General features: G+C 65.9%; 16 protein-coding genes. 6 read left to right on the top strand and 10 right to left on the bottom strand.

Annotation, left to right across the window (positions count from 1 at the left end):
- Positions 1-8 precede the first annotated feature (8 nt).
- Complete coding sequence (locus tag AAK988_RS02610) at positions 9-1,220, top strand: ATP-binding protein (RefSeq protein ID WP_369872745.1); 1,212 nt, start codon at positions 9-11, stop codon at positions 1,218-1,220.
- 49 nt (positions 1,221-1,269) lie between these two features.
- On the opposite strand, the gene AAK988_RS02605 is transcribed toward AAK988_RS02610, so the two are convergent.
- Both AAK988_RS02605 and AAK988_RS02600 read right to left on the bottom strand, forming a co-directional pair.
- A complete protein-coding gene (locus AAK988_RS02605; protein ID WP_369872744.1) occupies positions 1,270-2,577 on the bottom strand; it encodes a 4Fe-4S binding protein in 1,308 nt (435 codons plus the stop codon).
- A gap of 77 nt (positions 2,578-2,654) precedes the next feature.
- Positions 2,655-3,023, bottom strand: a complete 369-nt coding sequence (locus AAK988_RS02600) for a hypothetical protein (protein ID WP_160325168.1) — start codon at positions 3,021-3,023, stop codon at positions 2,655-2,657.
- 395 nt (positions 3,024-3,418) lie between these two features.
- Between AAK988_RS02600 and AAK988_RS02595 the strand changes: the two genes are divergently transcribed.
- The 5 genes from AAK988_RS02595 (at position 3,419) to AAK988_RS02575 (ending at position 7,463) form a co-directional block, all read left to right on the top strand.
- The gene (locus tag AAK988_RS02595; protein WP_136434197.1) at positions 3,419-3,793 is read left to right on the top strand and encodes a GntR family transcriptional regulator; all 375 of its coding nucleotides are present in this window, start codon (positions 3,419-3,421) and stop codon (positions 3,791-3,793) included.
- Positions 3,794-3,829: 36 nt separating this feature from the next.
- Positions 3,830-4,714: an ABC transporter ATP-binding protein gene (locus AAK988_RS02590; RefSeq protein ID WP_151431521.1), complete on the top strand. Its 885-nt coding sequence runs from the start codon at positions 3,830-3,832 to the stop codon at positions 4,712-4,714.
- The gene (locus AAK988_RS02585; protein WP_135971695.1) at positions 4,711-5,415 is read left to right on the top strand and encodes an ABC-2 transporter permease; all 705 of its coding nucleotides are present in this window, start codon (positions 4,711-4,713) and stop codon (positions 5,413-5,415) included. The genes AAK988_RS02590 and AAK988_RS02585 overlap by 4 nt, the downstream gene beginning before the upstream one ends.
- A gap of 103 nt (positions 5,416-5,518) precedes the next feature.
- A complete protein-coding gene (locus tag AAK988_RS02580) occupies positions 5,519-5,995 on the top strand; it encodes a MarR family winged helix-turn-helix transcriptional regulator (RefSeq protein ID WP_369872743.1) in 477 nt (158 codons plus the stop codon).
- Between the two features lie 109 nt (positions 5,996-6,104).
- Complete coding sequence (locus AAK988_RS02575; RefSeq protein ID WP_369872742.1) at positions 6,105-7,463, top strand: MATE family efflux transporter; 1,359 nt, start codon at positions 6,105-6,107, stop codon at positions 7,461-7,463.
- A gap of 68 nt (positions 7,464-7,531) precedes the next feature.
- Here AAK988_RS02575 and AAK988_RS02570 read toward each other — a convergent pair whose 3' ends face one another.
- The 8 genes from AAK988_RS02570 to AAK988_RS02535 all read right to left on the bottom strand — a co-directional run bounded on the left by AAK988_RS02570 (position 7,532) and on the right by AAK988_RS02535 (position 16,432).
- Positions 7,532-10,606 (bottom strand): ABC transporter permease, encoded by a 3,075-nt coding sequence (locus tag AAK988_RS02570; RefSeq protein WP_369880350.1) that lies wholly within the window; start codon positions 10,604-10,606, stop codon positions 7,532-7,534.
- Complete coding sequence (locus AAK988_RS02565; protein ID WP_016309608.1) at positions 10,603-11,286, bottom strand: ABC transporter ATP-binding protein; 684 nt, start codon at positions 11,284-11,286, stop codon at positions 10,603-10,605. Before AAK988_RS02565 ends, AAK988_RS02570 begins: the two co-directional genes overlap by 4 nt.
- Positions 11,287-11,447: 161 nt before the next feature.
- Complete coding sequence (locus tag AAK988_RS02560; protein ID WP_369880349.1) at positions 11,448-12,515, bottom strand: sensor histidine kinase; 1,068 nt, start codon at positions 12,513-12,515, stop codon at positions 11,448-11,450.
- Position 12,516: 1 nt separating this feature from the next.
- The gene (locus AAK988_RS02555; RefSeq protein ID WP_286143369.1) at positions 12,517-13,188 is read right to left on the bottom strand and encodes a response regulator transcription factor; all 672 of its coding nucleotides are present in this window, start codon (positions 13,186-13,188) and stop codon (positions 12,517-12,519) included.
- Positions 13,189-13,285: 97 nt separating this feature from the next.
- Positions 13,286-14,740 (bottom strand): bifunctional phosphopantothenoylcysteine decarboxylase/phosphopantothenate synthase, encoded by a 1,455-nt coding sequence (locus AAK988_RS02550; protein ID WP_369880348.1) that lies wholly within the window; start codon positions 14,738-14,740, stop codon positions 13,286-13,288.
- A gap of 32 nt (positions 14,741-14,772) precedes the next feature.
- On the bottom strand, positions 14,773-15,042 hold the full coding sequence (locus AAK988_RS02545; RefSeq protein WP_369880346.1) for a sirohydrochlorin cobaltochelatase: 270 nt from the start codon (positions 15,040-15,042) through the stop codon (positions 14,773-14,775).
- On the bottom strand, positions 15,035-15,307 hold the full coding sequence (locus AAK988_RS02540) for a type II toxin-antitoxin system Phd/YefM family antitoxin (protein WP_016309613.1): 273 nt from the start codon (positions 15,305-15,307) through the stop codon (positions 15,035-15,037). Before AAK988_RS02540 ends, AAK988_RS02545 begins: the two co-directional genes overlap by 8 nt.
- 204 nt (positions 15,308-15,511) lie before the next feature.
- A complete protein-coding gene (locus AAK988_RS02535) occupies positions 15,512-16,432 on the bottom strand; it encodes a 3-phosphoglycerate dehydrogenase (protein WP_369880345.1) in 921 nt (306 codons plus the stop codon).
- Between the last annotated feature and the right edge of the window lie 50 nt (positions 16,433-16,482).

The raw sequence follows: 16,482 nt of genomic DNA, 5'->3' as shown, positions 1-16,482 counted from the left end.
GGTGATCCATGTACGTAGCCCGCGAGATGCAAGACACCGTGCTCTCCTACCTCAACCAATTCAAGGTCGTCCTCGTTACGGGCCCTCGACAGGTGGGAAAAACCACCATGTTGCGCCATATGCTGAGCGATCGCTATGCCTATGTCACCTTGGATGACCTCGACCTCCTTGGCCGTATTCAGGACGACTCGGCCCTGTTCTTCATGGAAAACGAGCCTCCGATTCTCATCGACGAGATACAGCATGCGCCCGATCTGTTCATGCGCATAAAAAACCTCGTTGACGCATCGCCCCAGAAGGGGGCCATCGTGCTCACCGGCTCGCAAACTTACCGTCTGATGCACGGGGTGAGCGAGTCTCTGGCAGGCCGCGTCGGCATCCTGGAAATGCGCTCGCTGTCCCTCCGTGAGGTGACGGGCACCCTCAAGCGCTCGCCCTACGTTCCTGAAAAAATTTCCCCCGCAAGGCAAAAGGCTCCCGCTCCTTTCGACCTGTGGGCTCATATCCATCGTGGCTCAATGCCAGAGCTCCTTGACGATCGTATCGACTGGCAAGCCTATTACCGTTCCTACGTACGTACCTATATCGAGCGCGATGTGCGCGAGCTGGTCCAGGTGAGGAACGAGCGGACCTTCCATGACTTCATGATCGCTTGTGCCGCTCGAACGGGACAGCTGCTCAACATGAGCGACATTGCGAACACGGTGAACGTAGACGTGGCAACCGTGCAGGGGTGGATCTCGGCGCTGGAGGCCTCCGGTGTCATTCATCTGCTCCGGCCTTTCTGGGCGAACACGACCAAGCGGCTGGCAAAAACCCCTAAGCTCTTTTTCACGGACACCGGCCTCGCCTGCTACCTCTCGGCCTGGAATAGCCCCGAGACGCTGCGGAGAGGCGCTATGGCCGGTCATATGTATGAGACCTTCGTAGTGACCGAAGTGCTGAAGTCATTCGATAATTGCGGCGCCGATACACGGCAAGTGCACTTCTATCGGGACGCGAGGAAACGCGAGATCGACCTCGTTATCGAGGAGGGCCATGTGCTACATCCCGTGGAGATAAAAATGGCATCGAACCCCACGAAAGACGCGCTGAAGAATTTCACCGCTCTCGAGGGCATGGGCGACTACGAGGTGGGCTTCGGGTCCGTCATCTGCCAAACGCCAAAGCCTTACCTCATCACTCCCGACGTCCAGGCCATATCGGTGTTCGACATATAGGGCCGCCCGCACCTACCAGTGAGCGCGAAGGGTCGCCTCCGCCTCCTCCTTACCGCTCGTAGACGTTGGGGACGCCGAGCAGGTCGCTCATGGCGTTCACGATGGACTTCGGGCTGCTGACCTGGTACTTGCGGGGGCGCATCTCGATGCGCTCGGAGCGACCGCGGCGGGTGACGTCGGTGGCGAACACATCGGTCGAAAGCGTCAGCGCGCCCGTGGGGCAGATGTCCTCGCAGCAGTGGCATTGCACGCAGCGGCCCGTGTAATGGTCGATGCCGAAGGGCTTGCCGGTCTCGGCGGCCGTGGCAGCGTCGCCGAACTTGTGGATGGCCTCGGTGGGGCAGAACGTGGCGCACATCTGACAGGACGTGCACCGCTCGCCATCGATGATGACGTGGCCGAACAGGGGCGTGTCGATCATCACGTCGGCCGGTTCCCCCATATTGCTGAGGGCCAGAAGTAGGCGGCCACGGCGCTCGGGAAGGAAATGGGGCAGGGTGCCGTCGTCGCTCACCTTCACGAACACGGGCTCCTCGGGCTCTTCCATGCCCAGCTTCTCGCGCACCACGTGCTCGGCCGTGATGGTGGCGGCGGCCCGGGCCTCGTCGCGCATGGCGGAGAAGAAGCCGCGGCGGCCCGTGTCGAACTCAGCGGGCTCGGCCAGGCGCACCGAGCGGGGCAGTTTGCCCGTCAGCTTCACCGCAGCGTCGCTCCCCCAGGTTTCCAGCAGCAGGGCGGCCGTATCGCGCACGCGCTGGGCCGTTTCGTCGGCCACGGCCTCCACGCCGGTCTCCACGCTGGCCTCGGCAGCGTCGGCCTCGGCGGCCTGGGACGCCCGCGCCTCGCCCTCGGTCCCGTCGGCGACGCTGTCGCCGACGGTGCCGGTCGCGGCCTTCTCGGCGGCTGCGGGGCCCGCCACCAGCACGATCGAGGAGGCCCCGCCCGCTGCGAGCACCGCGATGAGGCTCTCGTCCACCCGCCCCAGGTGCTTCACCACGGCCACCTTCCCTGGATCGCAGCGGCCCTCGGCGGCGGCCCGCATGGCCTCGTCAATGATAACCGCCACGCCGTCGTTGGCCTGCATGGCGGCCACCGCGGCCTTCAACAGTTCCTTGTCATCGGGCTTCCGGGCCTCCAGGGCCGCCGTAGGGCACACCGTGGCGCAGGTGCCGCAGCCCACGCACTGCTCGGGCGCGATCATAAGATCGTTACCCTCCACGGCAATGGCGCCGGTCGGGCAAGCCGCAGCGCAGCGGCGGCACGTGGCGTTGCGGTTGCGCACCACCACGCAGCGGTTCGGCCGCACGCGCAGGCTCTGGCTCTCCAGCTTCTCGAACAGTCCCAGAATGTTGTCCACGGTATCCCCCTCGGGTCGGTTGATGACAGAACAGGACGATGCCCGCGCCCTCGTTCGGCGCCAGCATTCGTAAGAACTTATGCGAGGAAGGCCTCGGCAGCGCTGTCGAAGAGGTGCTCGGTGCCGTCGGCGTACTCGATGCCCCAGCACCCACGCTCGACGGTGAACTCCGGCGCGAACATAAGCGGCGCAACGCCAGCCTCAGCGCCGGCGGCCCACTGCCCCTGGGAGGCCTCGTCATTCGCGTCCCAATAGGGGTGATGCATGCGCACCACGAGGCGGATGGTATGTTCGATAGGCTCGCCGTCGCTCGCGGCAACAGGCGCCACCACGCTGGGCGCCACATAGGAATAAGAGCGCTTGATCTCCGCCACCAGATCGTCAGAGTACCGACGCTCGTCCACATCCATATTCAGAATCAAAGAGGGTCGAATCGTTGCGGCCATGATGGTTCCTTCCACAAATCATCGTCCCCAAACCCATTGCCCAGTATGGCGAAGTTTACCGCCCCTGTCAACGAAAAAGGCGACCCCTCACAGCACGACGGCGGCCGGCTCGCACGATGCAAGTCGCCACGCGGGGCGTAGCGCTTGGTCTTTTACGACGAGACTGCCAGAAACCCCTTGACGGGTGTGTATAGGTGTGTATATACTGTGCTTGTAGGGTATATACACTATTCACGCCCTCGCCGGTGAAGGGACGCCGACAGCGGGGAGGGCAGACCGAGAGGTGCAAGCTCGCTCGCATCGACCAAGCCGCGGCATCCCACAGAAACGAGTCGCGGAAGCCGCATCACGGCAGGACGATGCCGCGCAAGCGAGCGCCTCGCGAAAGAGGACCTTTGGACATCATCATAGCGAACGGAAGCAGCGAGCCCATCTACGAGCAGATCGCACGCCAGATCAAGGGGGCCATCATGGCCGGTGAACTGGCCGAAGGCGACCCGCTGCCCTCCATCCGCGCCCTGGCCAACGATTTGCGCATCAGCGTCATCACCACCAAGCGGGCCTACGCGGAACTGGAGGAGGCGGGCTTTATCGACACGGTGCAGGGCAAGGGCTCCTTCGTTGCCGGCGGTAACCTGGAGCTTTTGCGCGAGGAGCGCCTCCGGCAAGTGGAGGCCCACCTCGCCCGGGCCGTGGCCGAGGCGACCGCAGCCGGCATCGGCCCCGCCGATTTGCACGCCATGCTGGACCTGCTGCTGGAAGAAGACTGACCCGCGGGGCGCAGCGGCCCCGCACGAGGAGACATCATGACCAACCTCATCGACATAGAGAACCTGGGGAAGCGCTACGACGGCTTCGCGCTTGCCGGCGTGAACCTGGCCGTGGAGCCGGGCTGCGTCGTGGGATTCATCGGCTCCAACGGCGCCGGCAAGACCACCACCCTGAAGGCGACCCTCGGCATCATCGGCGCCGACGAGGGCACCGTGCGCCTGTTCGGTCAGGCCGTCACGCCCGGCTCGGCGGCCCTCGACGAGCTGAAGAGCCGCATCGGCGTGGTGCTGGACACCTGCGCCTTCCCGAGCACCTACCGCGTACGCGATGCGGGCCTCGTCGGACGCGCGGCCTACGCCACGTGGGACGCCGCTCTCTTCGACCGGCTCCTGAATACCTTCGGGTTAGCCCCCAAGAAGAAGGTGAGCGAGTTGTCGCGCGGCATGGGCATGAAGCTGACGCTGGCCTTCGCCCTGGCGCACCACCCCGAGCTGCTCGTGCTGGACGAGGCCACGGCGGGGCTCGACCCCATGGCCCGCGACGAGGTGCTCGACATCCTGCGCGACTTCATGGCCACCGGCGAGCGCGGCATCCTCATGTCCACCCACATCACCTCCGACTTGGAGAAGATCGCCGACACCGTGGCCTGCATCGACGGCGGCCGCATGGTGTTCACGAAGCCCAAGGACGTCATCACCGACGAGGCCGGCGTGGCCCGCTGCCGCGCCGCCGAGGTAGAGGCGCTCCTCGCATCCGACCTGTTCGCCCCGGGCGCCCTGCGCGTGATGCGCCACGACTACGGCGTGGACGTGCTCGTGCCCGACCGTTTCGCCGCCGCCCGCGCGTTGCCCGACTTGGTCGTGGACAAGGCCACCATCGAAGACTACATGACGCTGATGCTGAAGGGGGAATCCCGATGAAAACCATGATCGTAGCCGACTTTTCCACCATGCGCAGCGCCCTGCTGCAACTTGTCGGCATCTGCCTCATCATCGCGGTATTCATGGGCGTCGTCGCCGACACGGTGGTGGGGGCCATAGCCGCCATCACCGCCATGCTGCCCTTCATGTTCCTGTTCTCGCTGGCCGCCACCGACGAGCAGAACGGGTGGGAGCGCTTCCGGCTCACCATGCCCATCACGCGGCGCCAGGTGGTGTTCGGCCGCTATGCGAGCCTCGCGCTGCTCACGGTCGCCGCCGCCCTCTTCGGCCTGCTGCTCGCCGCCGTCATCATAGGGGTGGCAACCGCGCTGCCCGCGGGCACGGCGCCGGCGGGACTGACGGCCGAGGCGAATCCGCCGGCCTTGATCATCGGGGCGACTGCGGGAACCGTGGTCGTCATCGCCGTGGGCTCATCGGTGGCGCTGCCCCTCATCACGCGCTTCGGCATGACCCGCGGCGCGCGCATCGTGCCGCTCGTGGTCGTGCTGGTCATGTCCGCCGCCATCGGCTTCATTGGCGACGGCGCGGCCATCGACAGCGCGCTTGCGGGCCTTGTGCAGTGGCTCGACACCGGCAACAACTACCTGTTCCTCGCCGTGGCCATGCTGCTCGTCGTCGCTGCCATCTACGTCGCGAGCGCGTTTCTGTCTGCCAAGCTCTATGAGGGACGGGAGTTCTAAGCTCCTTCTGAAAACCTTGTGAATCTCTTGTCTTGGTCTGATTTCGGACTATACTAGCGAACTCGTTAGTCCGAAATCAGACCATTTCTTTTCGAGGGAACCTATGACCGCCGCACCGAAGACCAGCGCCGCCCCCACTCCGGAGCGCACCGCGGAGACCATCCGCGCCATCGACGACTTTTACCACCGCGCCGACGAGCTGTACCGCCAGACCGCCTGGCGCATGGGGCTGCCCGACTGCGCCTTCGACATCCTATACGCCCTCATGGAGGAAGACGGCCTCACCCAGAAGCAGCTGTGCGAGCGCGGGTTCTCCTCGAAGCAGACCGTGCACTCGTCGGTGAAGCGCCTGCAGGCCAAGGGGCTCATCGCCCTGCGCGGTGACAGCCCCCGCACGATGCGCGCTTTCCTCACCGAGCGCGGCCGCAGCGAATACGCGGAGCCCATCCGCGCCGTGCTCGCCGCCGAGCGCGACGCCGTGGCCATCTTCAGCGACGAGGAGCAGCGCTGGCTCACGGGGGCCATGGAGCGCTACATAGACGCGCTCGACACAAGGCTGTCGGCCCTCTCCTTCCGCTAGCCGGCGCCCGCCCGTTCGCTCGGGGCCCGCCGAGCGCCCGATCCGCGCCCCGCCCGCCGGCCCTGGCACCCCCCCCCCGCACCATCGCACTACTCTGAAAGGTTTTCCCATGTCCGTGGATATGTCCAAGCATTTCTCCACCAGCGCCCTCATCCGGTTCACGCTGCCCACCATCGCCATGATGATCTTCACCTCGTGCTACACCATCGTGGACGGCTTCTTCGTGTCGAACTACGCGGGCAAGACGGCCCTGGCTGCCGTGAACCTCATCCTGCCGCCCGTGATGATGCTCGCCTCCTTCGGCATGATGATCGGCACCGGCGGCAGCGCGCTCGTGGCCAAGACCCTGGGCGAAGGCGATAATGCCCGCGCCCGGCGCCACTTCTCGCTGCTCATCATCTTCGCCTTCGTGCTGGGCAGCGTGCTGGCCGTGGGCGGCTGGTTCTTCATGGAGCCCACCGCGGCCGTGCTCGGCGCCACCGGGCAAATGGCCAAAGACGCCACGCTCTACGGGCGCATGATGATGATCTCCATGCCGTTTTTCATCCTGCAGTACGCCTTCCAGAGCTTCTTCGTCACAGCGGGCAAGCCCAAGTACGGCTTCTACGTCATCGTGGCGGCCGGGGTGACGAACATCGTGCTCGACTTCCTGTTCGTGGGCCTGTTCGGCTGGGGACTGGTGGGCGCGGCGCTGGCCACCAACATCGGCGAGCTCATCGGCGGTGGCATCCCGCTCGTGTATTTCGCGCGCAAGCGCTCCACGCCCCTGTACTTCGTGCGCCCGCACCTGCGCTGGCCCGTCATCGGGAAGGCCTGCGCCAACGGCTCCTCGGAGATGGTCACCAATATCGCCATGAGCATGGTGGGCATCCTGTACAACTGGCAGCTGCTGCGCTTCATCGGCGAGGACGGCGTGGCGGCCTACGGCGTCATCATGTACACGGCCATGGTGTTCGCGGCGGTGTTCATGGGCTACTCCATCGGCTCGTCGCCGCTTATGAGCTTCCAGTACGGAGCGCAGAACCACACCGAGATGCGCTCGCTTCTGTGGAAGAGCCTGGGGCTCATCGCCGTGGCCAGCGTGGTGATGTTCCTGCTCGGCCAAACCCTCGCAGCGCCCCTGTCGGCCATCTTCGTCAGCTACGACGCCGCCCTGCTGGAGCTGACCGCCAAGGCCTATCGCCTGTACGCGCTGTGCTTCTTGTTCATGGGATTCGCCATCTACGCCTCGGCCTTCTTCACGGCGCTCAACAACGGCCTGGTCTCGGCGCTCATCTCGTTTCTGCGCACCCTGGTCTTCCAGGTGGCGGCCGTCATCGTGCTGCCGATGCTGTTCGGCATCGACGGCATCTGGCTGTCGGTCACCATAGGAGACGCGCTCACCTGCCTGGTGGCCGCCACGCTCATGATCGCCCTTTCCGGCCGCTACGGCTACCGCAAGCGAGGAGAGAAGCCGGCAGCAGCATAGAGGCAGCTGCCGGCTCGGGGCCCGGGCGGCACGCTCGCGGCTGCCGCCCGCATAGCCGCAATGGACTCCTACACGCTGTCCATGCGCAGGGCCTCCACGACGTTGTCGGCCTTGCAGCGGTGCATGCCGTAGGCCACCGAAATGCCCACGGCCGCCGCGGTCATGGCGAAGGCCAGGGCCACGTAGGCCCAGGGCACCATGAAGGAAAGGCCCGACAGTGAGCCGGACACCGCCACCCACAGCAGCCAGGACACCAAAAGCGACAGCAGCACGCCCGGCACGAGGCCTCGAGCGCACCAGGCCACGCACTCGTCCACGATCATGGCGCGGAACTGGCGGTTGGAAAGCCCCACCGACCGCATGACGGCGAACTCGCGGCGGCGCAGGATGAGCCCGTTGGTCACCGTGTTGAACACATTGGCCATGGCGATGAGCGCCAGAATCACCGTGAACAGCAGGCAGAACACGTTGACGACCATGGCCAGCGTCTGGTTGCTGGCAACATCACCCGCATAGTCGTTCATGGCGAGGAACGCCACCTCGAAGGGAGCCTCGTCGTGGAAGAAGGTGCCCGCCGCGTTCACCAAGTCGTCCCCCACCTCGCCCGAACGGCCCTCTGGCGCGTCGAAGGAGGCGCGGAAGGTGGGGTCGATGATACCGAGGCTGTGGGTGGCCGCCAGGGACATGGGCACAATGAGCTGCACCGATTCTCCGTACATGCCCACCAGCTCGGGAGCCTCGCCCAGCACAGCGACAACCTCTACGGGGGTCGTGGCCGTCTCCACATCGGCCGGATCGAGGTTGCGCGTCATCCCGCCGTCAGCCCCATTAGGCTCGAACACGTAGGGCACAAAGCCGAAGCCCGCGCCGTTCGCGCCGTCTGCCTCATAGGCCACGGCGAACCCGGACACGACCTCGCCCTCGTAGAGGCCGGCTGTCAGCGCCTGCACCGTGCCCGTAGCCGTAAGCACGTCGAGCAGCTCGTACACGGCGCCGTTGTTCCCATAGGCCTTCCCCACCCCCAGGGCCCGCGGCTCAGTCGGGTCGCGGAAGTCGGCGGGGTTCAGCCCCGCGTCGGCAACGCAGCGGTCGAACGCCGCGTCTTCCAAGTACACCACCGATCCCATCACGGCAAAGGAGCCGTCGGCCATCTGCCCCCCGTGCAGGGCCCCATCGGCCTTGAAGGCATCGCCGACCATGGCCTCGGGCACGATAAGGGGCACGCCCCCATCCAGACGCCAGCCCACCGGCTCGGCATCCGGCGTCGTCTTCAGCACCTCCCAGGCCTTTCCGTAGACCGCGGCCTCTTCGGCGAAGCGGGCGTTACGGGCCTCGACCACGGCCTCCAAGGTGAGGGGCCCGTCATCGGCCAGGGCAGCCGGGTTCGCATCAGCAGCGCCAGCGTCCGCGCCCTCGGCTCCGGGCGCATTGCCAGCCGCGTCCGCGCCCTCGGCCCCATCCCCGCCCGGTGCCGTATCGTCCGAAAACATCGCCACCACGCCCACATCGCCCGCATCAACCGGGCCGCCGGCCACCTTCGTCAGCGTCCCCAAAAACGTGGACAACGATCCGGCCGTCATGAGCAGCACGATGGCCAGGGCCAGCGATACCGAAGCGGCCATGCCCTTCGACGCGCCACGCTTCTCGTTGATGCGCGCCAGAAGGCCGCCCATGCCGAACACGCGCCCGGCGATGCCGCGGCCGCGCCACAGCTTGGCCGGGTTGGCCGCCCGCGCCGCTCGCGCCGCCCCGCGTTTGGAAGCCCGGGCCGACTGGTTGCCGCGCAGCGCATCGATGACGTTCACCCGGCTCGCCCGCCAAGCGGGCACGAACACGCTGAACAGCACTGTGGCTACCGTGAGGCCGGCCGCCACCGCCAGAGCCCACGGCGCCACCGACAGGTTGAAGCCCACCTCGGCCGCGCCGAAGATCGTGGCCAGCGACGGGCCGAGGGCCGCAAATGTCACCGCACAGCCGCCGATGCCCACCACAAGCCCCAGCGGCACGCCGACAGCCGCCACGATAAGCGCCTCCAGCGCCACGGCCCGACGCAGCTGCCGGCGCGAGGCCCCCACCGAGGCCAAAAGCCCGAACTGGCCGGTGCGCTCGGCCACGGAAATGGCGAAGGCGTTGTAGATGAGCGACACGCAGGCCACGATGATGACCACGGCCAGCACCGCCGCGATATTGAAGAACGTGTCCCAAATGGCACCGTCGGTGCGCACGCCCATATAGCGCAAAAGCCCCATGTGCAACTCGGCATAGCGGTCGGGGAAGGCCTCTTCGATGCGCTGTTCCACCGCGGCCGTGCTGTCCACGCCGGCCATGGTCACATAGGCCCGATTCAGCCCCGTCAATTCATCGTCCGGAGAATCGCAGGTGAAGGCCGTCATGCCGTAGCCGTGAGAGGCGACATAGGGAATATTGTCGTAGAATCCCACCACCGTATAGGTGCGCTCGCCCGTAACGCGCAGCTCCTCGTTGAAGATGCCGCCGTCGAGGGCGGCATCCAAATACCCTATGGACGAATCAAGCACGGTGCCCTCAGCGATCTCGTCCTCGGCAGCCTCCATCCCGCCGACGAAACCGCCGCTCGCCGGCACCTCGCCGTGGGTCATCGAGCCAGTGCGCCCCGGAGCGAGCACCGCCACGCGCTCGCCTACGGGCACCGTGATAGTGTCGCCCACCTCCACGCCGTCGCCGGCGGTGCGCCACGTATCGAAGAGCATGATCTCGCCGGCCTTCTCGGGCAAGCGCCCCTCGCTCGGCCGCAGGGAGCACAGCGTTTCTATGTCGCCCGAGAAATCCGCAAGGCGAAGATACCGGCCGAAGGAGTTCTGCTGCTGTTCGGTAAGCTCGCCGAACCCGGCGTCGCGCAGGTAGGCGACATCGTTGACCTGCCCTGCAGCCTGGGCCTCCTGCGCCTGTGCAGCCAGACCGTCGAAGTCGTCACCCTGCACCTCGGCCATCCAGGTGCCAGCTATGCGCGTCTCGGCTTCGTAGAGCATGGCCTGCAAGCTCGTGTAGCTGGTGAGCACCGCCGTCAGCAGCGCCGCCGCCAGTACCACACCGGCAATGGTCACCAGCGTGCGCACCTTGTTGGCCCGCAGGCTCTTGATGGTGAAGGTGGTCATGGCGTTCATCGGCGGATCCTCTCATCGCGCACGATGCGGCCGTCCTCCACGGCGATGATGCGATCGGCGGCCAGGGCGATCTCCTCGTCATGGGTGATCACCACCATGGTCTGGCCGAAGTCGCGGTTGGAGTCGCGCAACAGCTGCATGATCTCGCGGCTGTTGGCCGTGTCCAGATTGCCCGTGGGCTCATCGGCCAGCACCACGGCCGGCGCATTCATGAGGGCTCGTCCGATGGCCACGCGCTGCTGCTGACCGCCCGACAGCTGGCGCGGCAGATGTCCCTCGCGGCCGCGCAGACCCAGCCGGTCCAGCAGGCCGCCCAGACGGTCCTGGTTCACGGTGCGGCCGTCCAGAGCCACGGGCAGCGTCATGTTCTCCACCACGTTCAGCACGGGCACCAGGTTGTAGAACTGGTACACCAGGCCCACCTCGCGGCGGCGGAACACCGCCAGCTCCTCATCGCTGCGCGCGTACACATCGGCGCCGTTCAGCAGCACATGGCCCGACGTGGGCCGATCCACCCCGCCGATGAGGTGCAGCAACGTCGACTTGCCCGAGCCCGACGACCCCACGATGGCCACGAACTCGCCTTCGGTCACGGAAAACGACACATCGTCCAAGGCCCGCGTGGCCGCCTCGCCCTCCCCGTAGATCTTCGTCAAGTGGCTGACGGTGAGAATATCCATACCGAATGCCTTTCTTCTCCTGATTTCCCAATCTACGGAACAGTATGAGCAAGCCCCCTTGCCGCCCCATAACGCGCCCATTACGGAAGTGTAAGCGAAAAGCACGGCGAATCGGAGGGGCCGCACACACCCAACCACGAGGGGGCACAGACGAGAAGCCCCTACACTACCAGCTTCGGGAAGGCGATTTCGAAGCGGGCGCCGCCCTCGGGATTGTTGGCGGGCCGCAGCGTGCCGCCCTGAGCCGAGATGAGGGCCTGGGCCAGGGAAAGGCCGATACCGAAGCCGGCGGGCTGGCGCACGTCTTCCGCATCAGCGCCTTCCCCGCCCTGAAGGCCGTTCGCGTTCCTTGAATCTTCCGCACCCCGAGCCCCCTCGTCGCGACCGCGGTAGAAGCGCTCGAAGATGTGGGGCAGATCCTCCGCCGCGATACCGGGGCCCGTGTCGCTCACCGCCAAGGTGGTAGCCAGGGCGTCCTCCCGTACGGTCACGGTCACGGTGCCACCGGCAGGAGTGTGCTCCATGCAGTTCTTCACGATGTTCTCCAGGGCCTCGGCGCTCCACGGGGCATCGCCGACAAAGGTGGCAGCCTCATCCAGGTCGAGCACTAGGTTCACGTCGCGCAGGTCCATGGCCGTGGCCAAGGGCCCCACGGCCCGGCGGGCCACCTCGCCGGCGAGCACCTCGCGCCGCTCCACATGCATGGCGCCCGCATCCACCTTGGCGATCTTCAGCAGCGTGGTCACGAGCCACGACACCTGGTCGAGCATCCCCTCCAGCTCGCGCACGAGGCGACGACGCTCCCGCCCGTCGTCGGTGCGCTCGATGAGGGGCAGCATGAGACCGATGGCCGTAAGCGGCGTGCGAATCTGATGGGACACATCGGCCAGGGCGTCGGCCAGGGCGTTGCGCTCGTGGGACAACTGGTCACGCGTGCGCCCCAGACGCGCGACCATCTTCGCCAGCTCGCTCGTCAAAATAGCCACGTCGCCCTCGCGGCACGTGGAGAAGTCCACCCGCCGGCCGCCGTGCAGCACCTCGTCGATCTCGGCCGCCAGGCGCATGATCTGGCGATGGCGGTACAGCGAGATGCCACAGAAAAGCCCGAGAGACACCAGCCCCATGGCCACCACCCACAGCTTCGCATCGGTCGGGGCCAGCCACGCCAGCACCGCGCAGAGGGCCGCCAGCACCGCCGCCTGGCGCAGCAGCGTAGAGAGGGAGCCCACCCTATGCCCCCACCTTGTAGCCGAGCCCGCGCACCGTCACGATGATCTGCGGATCGGACGGGTCAGCCTCCACCTTCTCACGCAAGCGCTTGATGTACACGTTCAGGGCGTTGTCCGACACGTACTCGCCGGCGCTGTCCCAAATGGCGTCGCGCAGCATCTCGCGGGTAACGAGCTTACCCTTGTGCTGCAAGAAGTAGAGCAGCAGCCGGTATTCCAGGGCCGAGAGGAACACCTCGGTGCCACCCCGGGTCACGGCGCCCGAGGTCACATTCAGCCGCACATCGCCCATAGTCAGCACGTTGTCGGCGGGGCTCGTGCGCCGCAGGGCCCCGCGCATGCGCGAGACCAGCTCCCGGGCGCGGAAGGGCTTGGCGATGTAGTCGACGGCCCCCATGTCCAGGCCGGCCACGGTGGAGTACTCGTCGTCGGAGGCAGTCAGGAAGATGACCGGCATGTCCGGCGCCACTTCCCGGGCGGCAGCGCACACGGCGAACCCGTTGCCCTGGGCCAGAGTCACGTCCAAAAGCGCGATGTCGAAGCTCTCGGCGGCCAGGCGAGCGCAGGCCCCGTCCTGGGTCGCCTCGGTAATCACCGAGAACCCCTCGTCGGCCAGCAGCTCCGACAGCGTGCGCACGATGGCGCCGTCGTCTTCCACCAAAAGCACGCGCATAATGCCCCTTTCTCGTTCGGGCACCATCATAGCGAAAGCGCCCCGGCTGCGGGACGCTTTCGCGAAAAACCTGGGGTTGCTTACGGAAGCGTAATGGCTAGGCCAGATGGGCCGCCACCACTTCCACGAGGCGACCGGCCACAGCGCGCTTGCTCATAAGGGGCAAAAGCACCTCGTCGTCGGCCGTGACCAGCCACACCTCATCGTCGTCGGTGCCGAAGGCGAGCCCATCGCCCACCTGGTTGGCCACGATCATGTCGGCGTTCTTCTTCACCAGCTTGGCGTGGGCGTTCATGAGCACATCGTTGGTCTCGGCGGCAAAGCCCACCACATACTGACCGGGGCGCTTCCCAGCGGCCAAGGTGGCCAGAATGTCGGGGTTCTCCGTGAGGGGCACGTTGGCCAGGACCGCATCGTCGCGCCCCTTCTTCAGCTTGCGGTCAGCCGGATTCGCCGGACGCAGGTCGGCCACAGCCGCCGCGAAGATAGCGGCGTCGGCGGCGGGGAACACCTCGGAGGCGGCGGCCAGCATGTCGCGGGCCGTCTTCACGGGCACTACCTCCACACCCGCCGGCGCGGCGAGGGCCACCGGCCCCGACACGAGCACCACGCGCGCTCCGGCGGCTGCCGCGGCCTCGGCTATGGCGTAACCCATCTTGCCCGAAGAGTAGTTGGAGATGTAGCGCACTGCATCGATGGGCTCCACCGTAGGGCCCGCCGTCACGAGCACCGTGCGCCCGGCCAGGGCGCCGGCGGGCATGGCAGCCGCGCCATCGGCCACGGCACCGGGCTGAGGCGCATCCGCACCACCGGAAGTCGCGGCGTCCGCAGCAGCACAGGGCGCGGTGGCGGCCGCGTCGTCGGGATCGATCTCGACCCCCGCAGGCACATCCGCCTCTTCCGCGGGAGCTGCCGTCTCGCGGGCCGCGTTCACCTGCTCGAGCACCGACGCGAACGGCACCTCCCCATACCGCTCGCAGGCTGCCCGCAGGGCTTCCTCGCCCACCCGCTCGGCCAGCAACGCCAGGGTCTCGCGCACGACGACGGCCGGGTCGGCCAAGCGTCCCCGTCCCACATCGCCGCAGGCCAGATAGCCCGCATCCCCCTCGATGAAGCGCACGCCGCGCGAGCGCAGCGTGGCCATGTTCGCCTGGGTGGCCGCGGCCTCGTACATATGCACATTGGCCGCCGGCGCGATGGCCAACGTCGCGGTCGTCGCCAGGGCCGTAGTGGACAGCAGATCATCGGCAATGCCGCAGGCCACCTTCGCCATCACGTTGGCCGTGCAGGGCGCGATGAGGAACACATCGCACTCCTGGGCCAGCGAAATGTGGTGGATGGGGTCGCTCGGATCGTCGAACAGCCCCACGGCCACTTTCTCGTGGGTCAGCGCCCGGAAAGTTACCGGATCCACGAAATGGGTGCCGTGCTCGGTCATGACCACCTTCACCCGCACGCCCGCTTTCTGCAGCCCGCGCACGATCTCGCAGGCCTTATAGGCCGCAATACATCCGGTCACACCCACCAAAACACAAGGGCGCTCCATGCTCATACCAACCTCCAAAAAATGATTTTCCCGCTATTTCAACGAGCCTGTCGCTGAAAAACAAGGGTATAGACGTACACCGTATCGAGAGCATCGAAATACTCGTAGAAAATATCGAAGGGATCGACGACCATCTTAAGGACACCTTCCCCAAACTCTACTTGGATCATCCGGGGAATATTCCGCGAGCCAATGGAGGGAACAGCCTCGATGATATCCAAGGTGTCGTAGATTTTCTGATCCACTCGCGCAGAGGTCACTCGGGAGAGCTCCCGGGCGAACCGCGGCGAGTAAACCATCTTAGTCATGCTGGGCTCGCAGTTCGGCAACCGTCTTGCGAAGAGCATCGGTGCCTTCGATGCCAAGACCCGACGCGATCTGCTCGCGACCTTCGAGAATGCCGCTCCGCACCAGCTCAACATAGTCAGCATCCACCTCATCGGCGGGCGCAATCACCACCCAAGGCTTCGAGTTCTTAAACACCGTCACACGCTCCCCCGTCTCGCTTACCGCCGAGGCAATGCGTGAGAAATTAGTTCGAGCCTCTGCTGCCGTAGCCGTCAACACTGTCATTGCAGCCTCCTTTACTAGACTGGAAGAAATTGTAGCGTAAATTCAAGCGTAAATATAGTGTCTCTGCTCTTCTGCCACCGTTCTGAAGTCGCAAGGAAGCCATAAGAAAAGGGGCAGCCCGAAGACTGCCCCCAACCTCAGACCGTCAACAGGCGAGAGGAAGCTCCCCGCACCGCCCGCCGTCGCAAGACAGGATGCCGCTTCCTACATATTCACGCAGTGGATCTTCTCGCCGCGCTCCAGGTAGGCCATGACTTCCTCCACGGCCATCTTGGCGCAGTTGTCCTCGGCCTCGGCGGTGGACGCGCCCAGGTGCGGGATGACGATGGCGCGCTCCATCTTCACCACGGCCGGGTTGGCAAAGTCGGTCACGTAGGCGGCCACCTTGCCGCTCTCCAGGGCGGCGGCCATGGCCCCATCGTCCACGAGCACGTCGCGGGAGAAGTTCAGGAACACCACGCCGTCCTTCATCTGCGCCAGGGCCTCGCCGTTGATCATCATCTTCGTGGCGGGCAGCGCCGGCACGTGGATGGTGACGAAATCGCAGACCGGGTACAGCTTGGCCAGGTCGTCGACGAACTCCACCGTGGGGGAAACCTTCTCGTGCACAGTGATGCCGTCCATGGCCGGATCGTAGCCGATGACCTTCATGCCCAGCGCCTCGGCGGCCTGGGCCACCTTGGCGCCGATGGCCCCCAGGCCGATGACGCCCAGCGTCTTGCCCATGATCTCACCGCCGGCGAACTGCTTCTTGGCCTTCTCAGCGGACTTGCCCACGTTCTCGTCGTCGGCGTTGGCGCGCACCCACTCCACACCGCCGATGATGTCGCGGCTCGCCAGCAGCATGCCCGCGAGCACCAGCTCCTTCACGGCGTTGGCGTTGGCTCCCGGCGTGTTGAACACGGCGATGCCAGCCTCGGCGAACGTATCGAGGGGGATGTTGTTCACCCCAGCACCCGCGCGGGCCACGGCCTTCAGGTTTGCGGGAATGTCCATGGCGTGCATATCGGCGGAGCGCACCAGGATAGCGTCGGCCTCTTCCACGTTATCGGTCAGCTCGTACTCGTCGGTGAGCAGGGCCAGGCCCTCAGGCGAGATGTTGTTCAGGCAGTGGATCTTGTACATGGAGCGCTCCTTCTCGCATTTCGCGGAACCCAGGTTCAAATACCGTCCCT

This window comes from Adlercreutzia muris (assembly GCF_041223505.1).
In the GTDB taxonomy this organism is placed as follows: Bacteria; Actinomycetota; Coriobacteriia; order Coriobacteriales; family Eggerthellaceae; genus Adlercreutzia; species Adlercreutzia muris.
The sequence above is the reverse complement of the archived record's forward strand: the minus strand, read 5'-3'. Positions and strand labels throughout refer to the sequence as shown.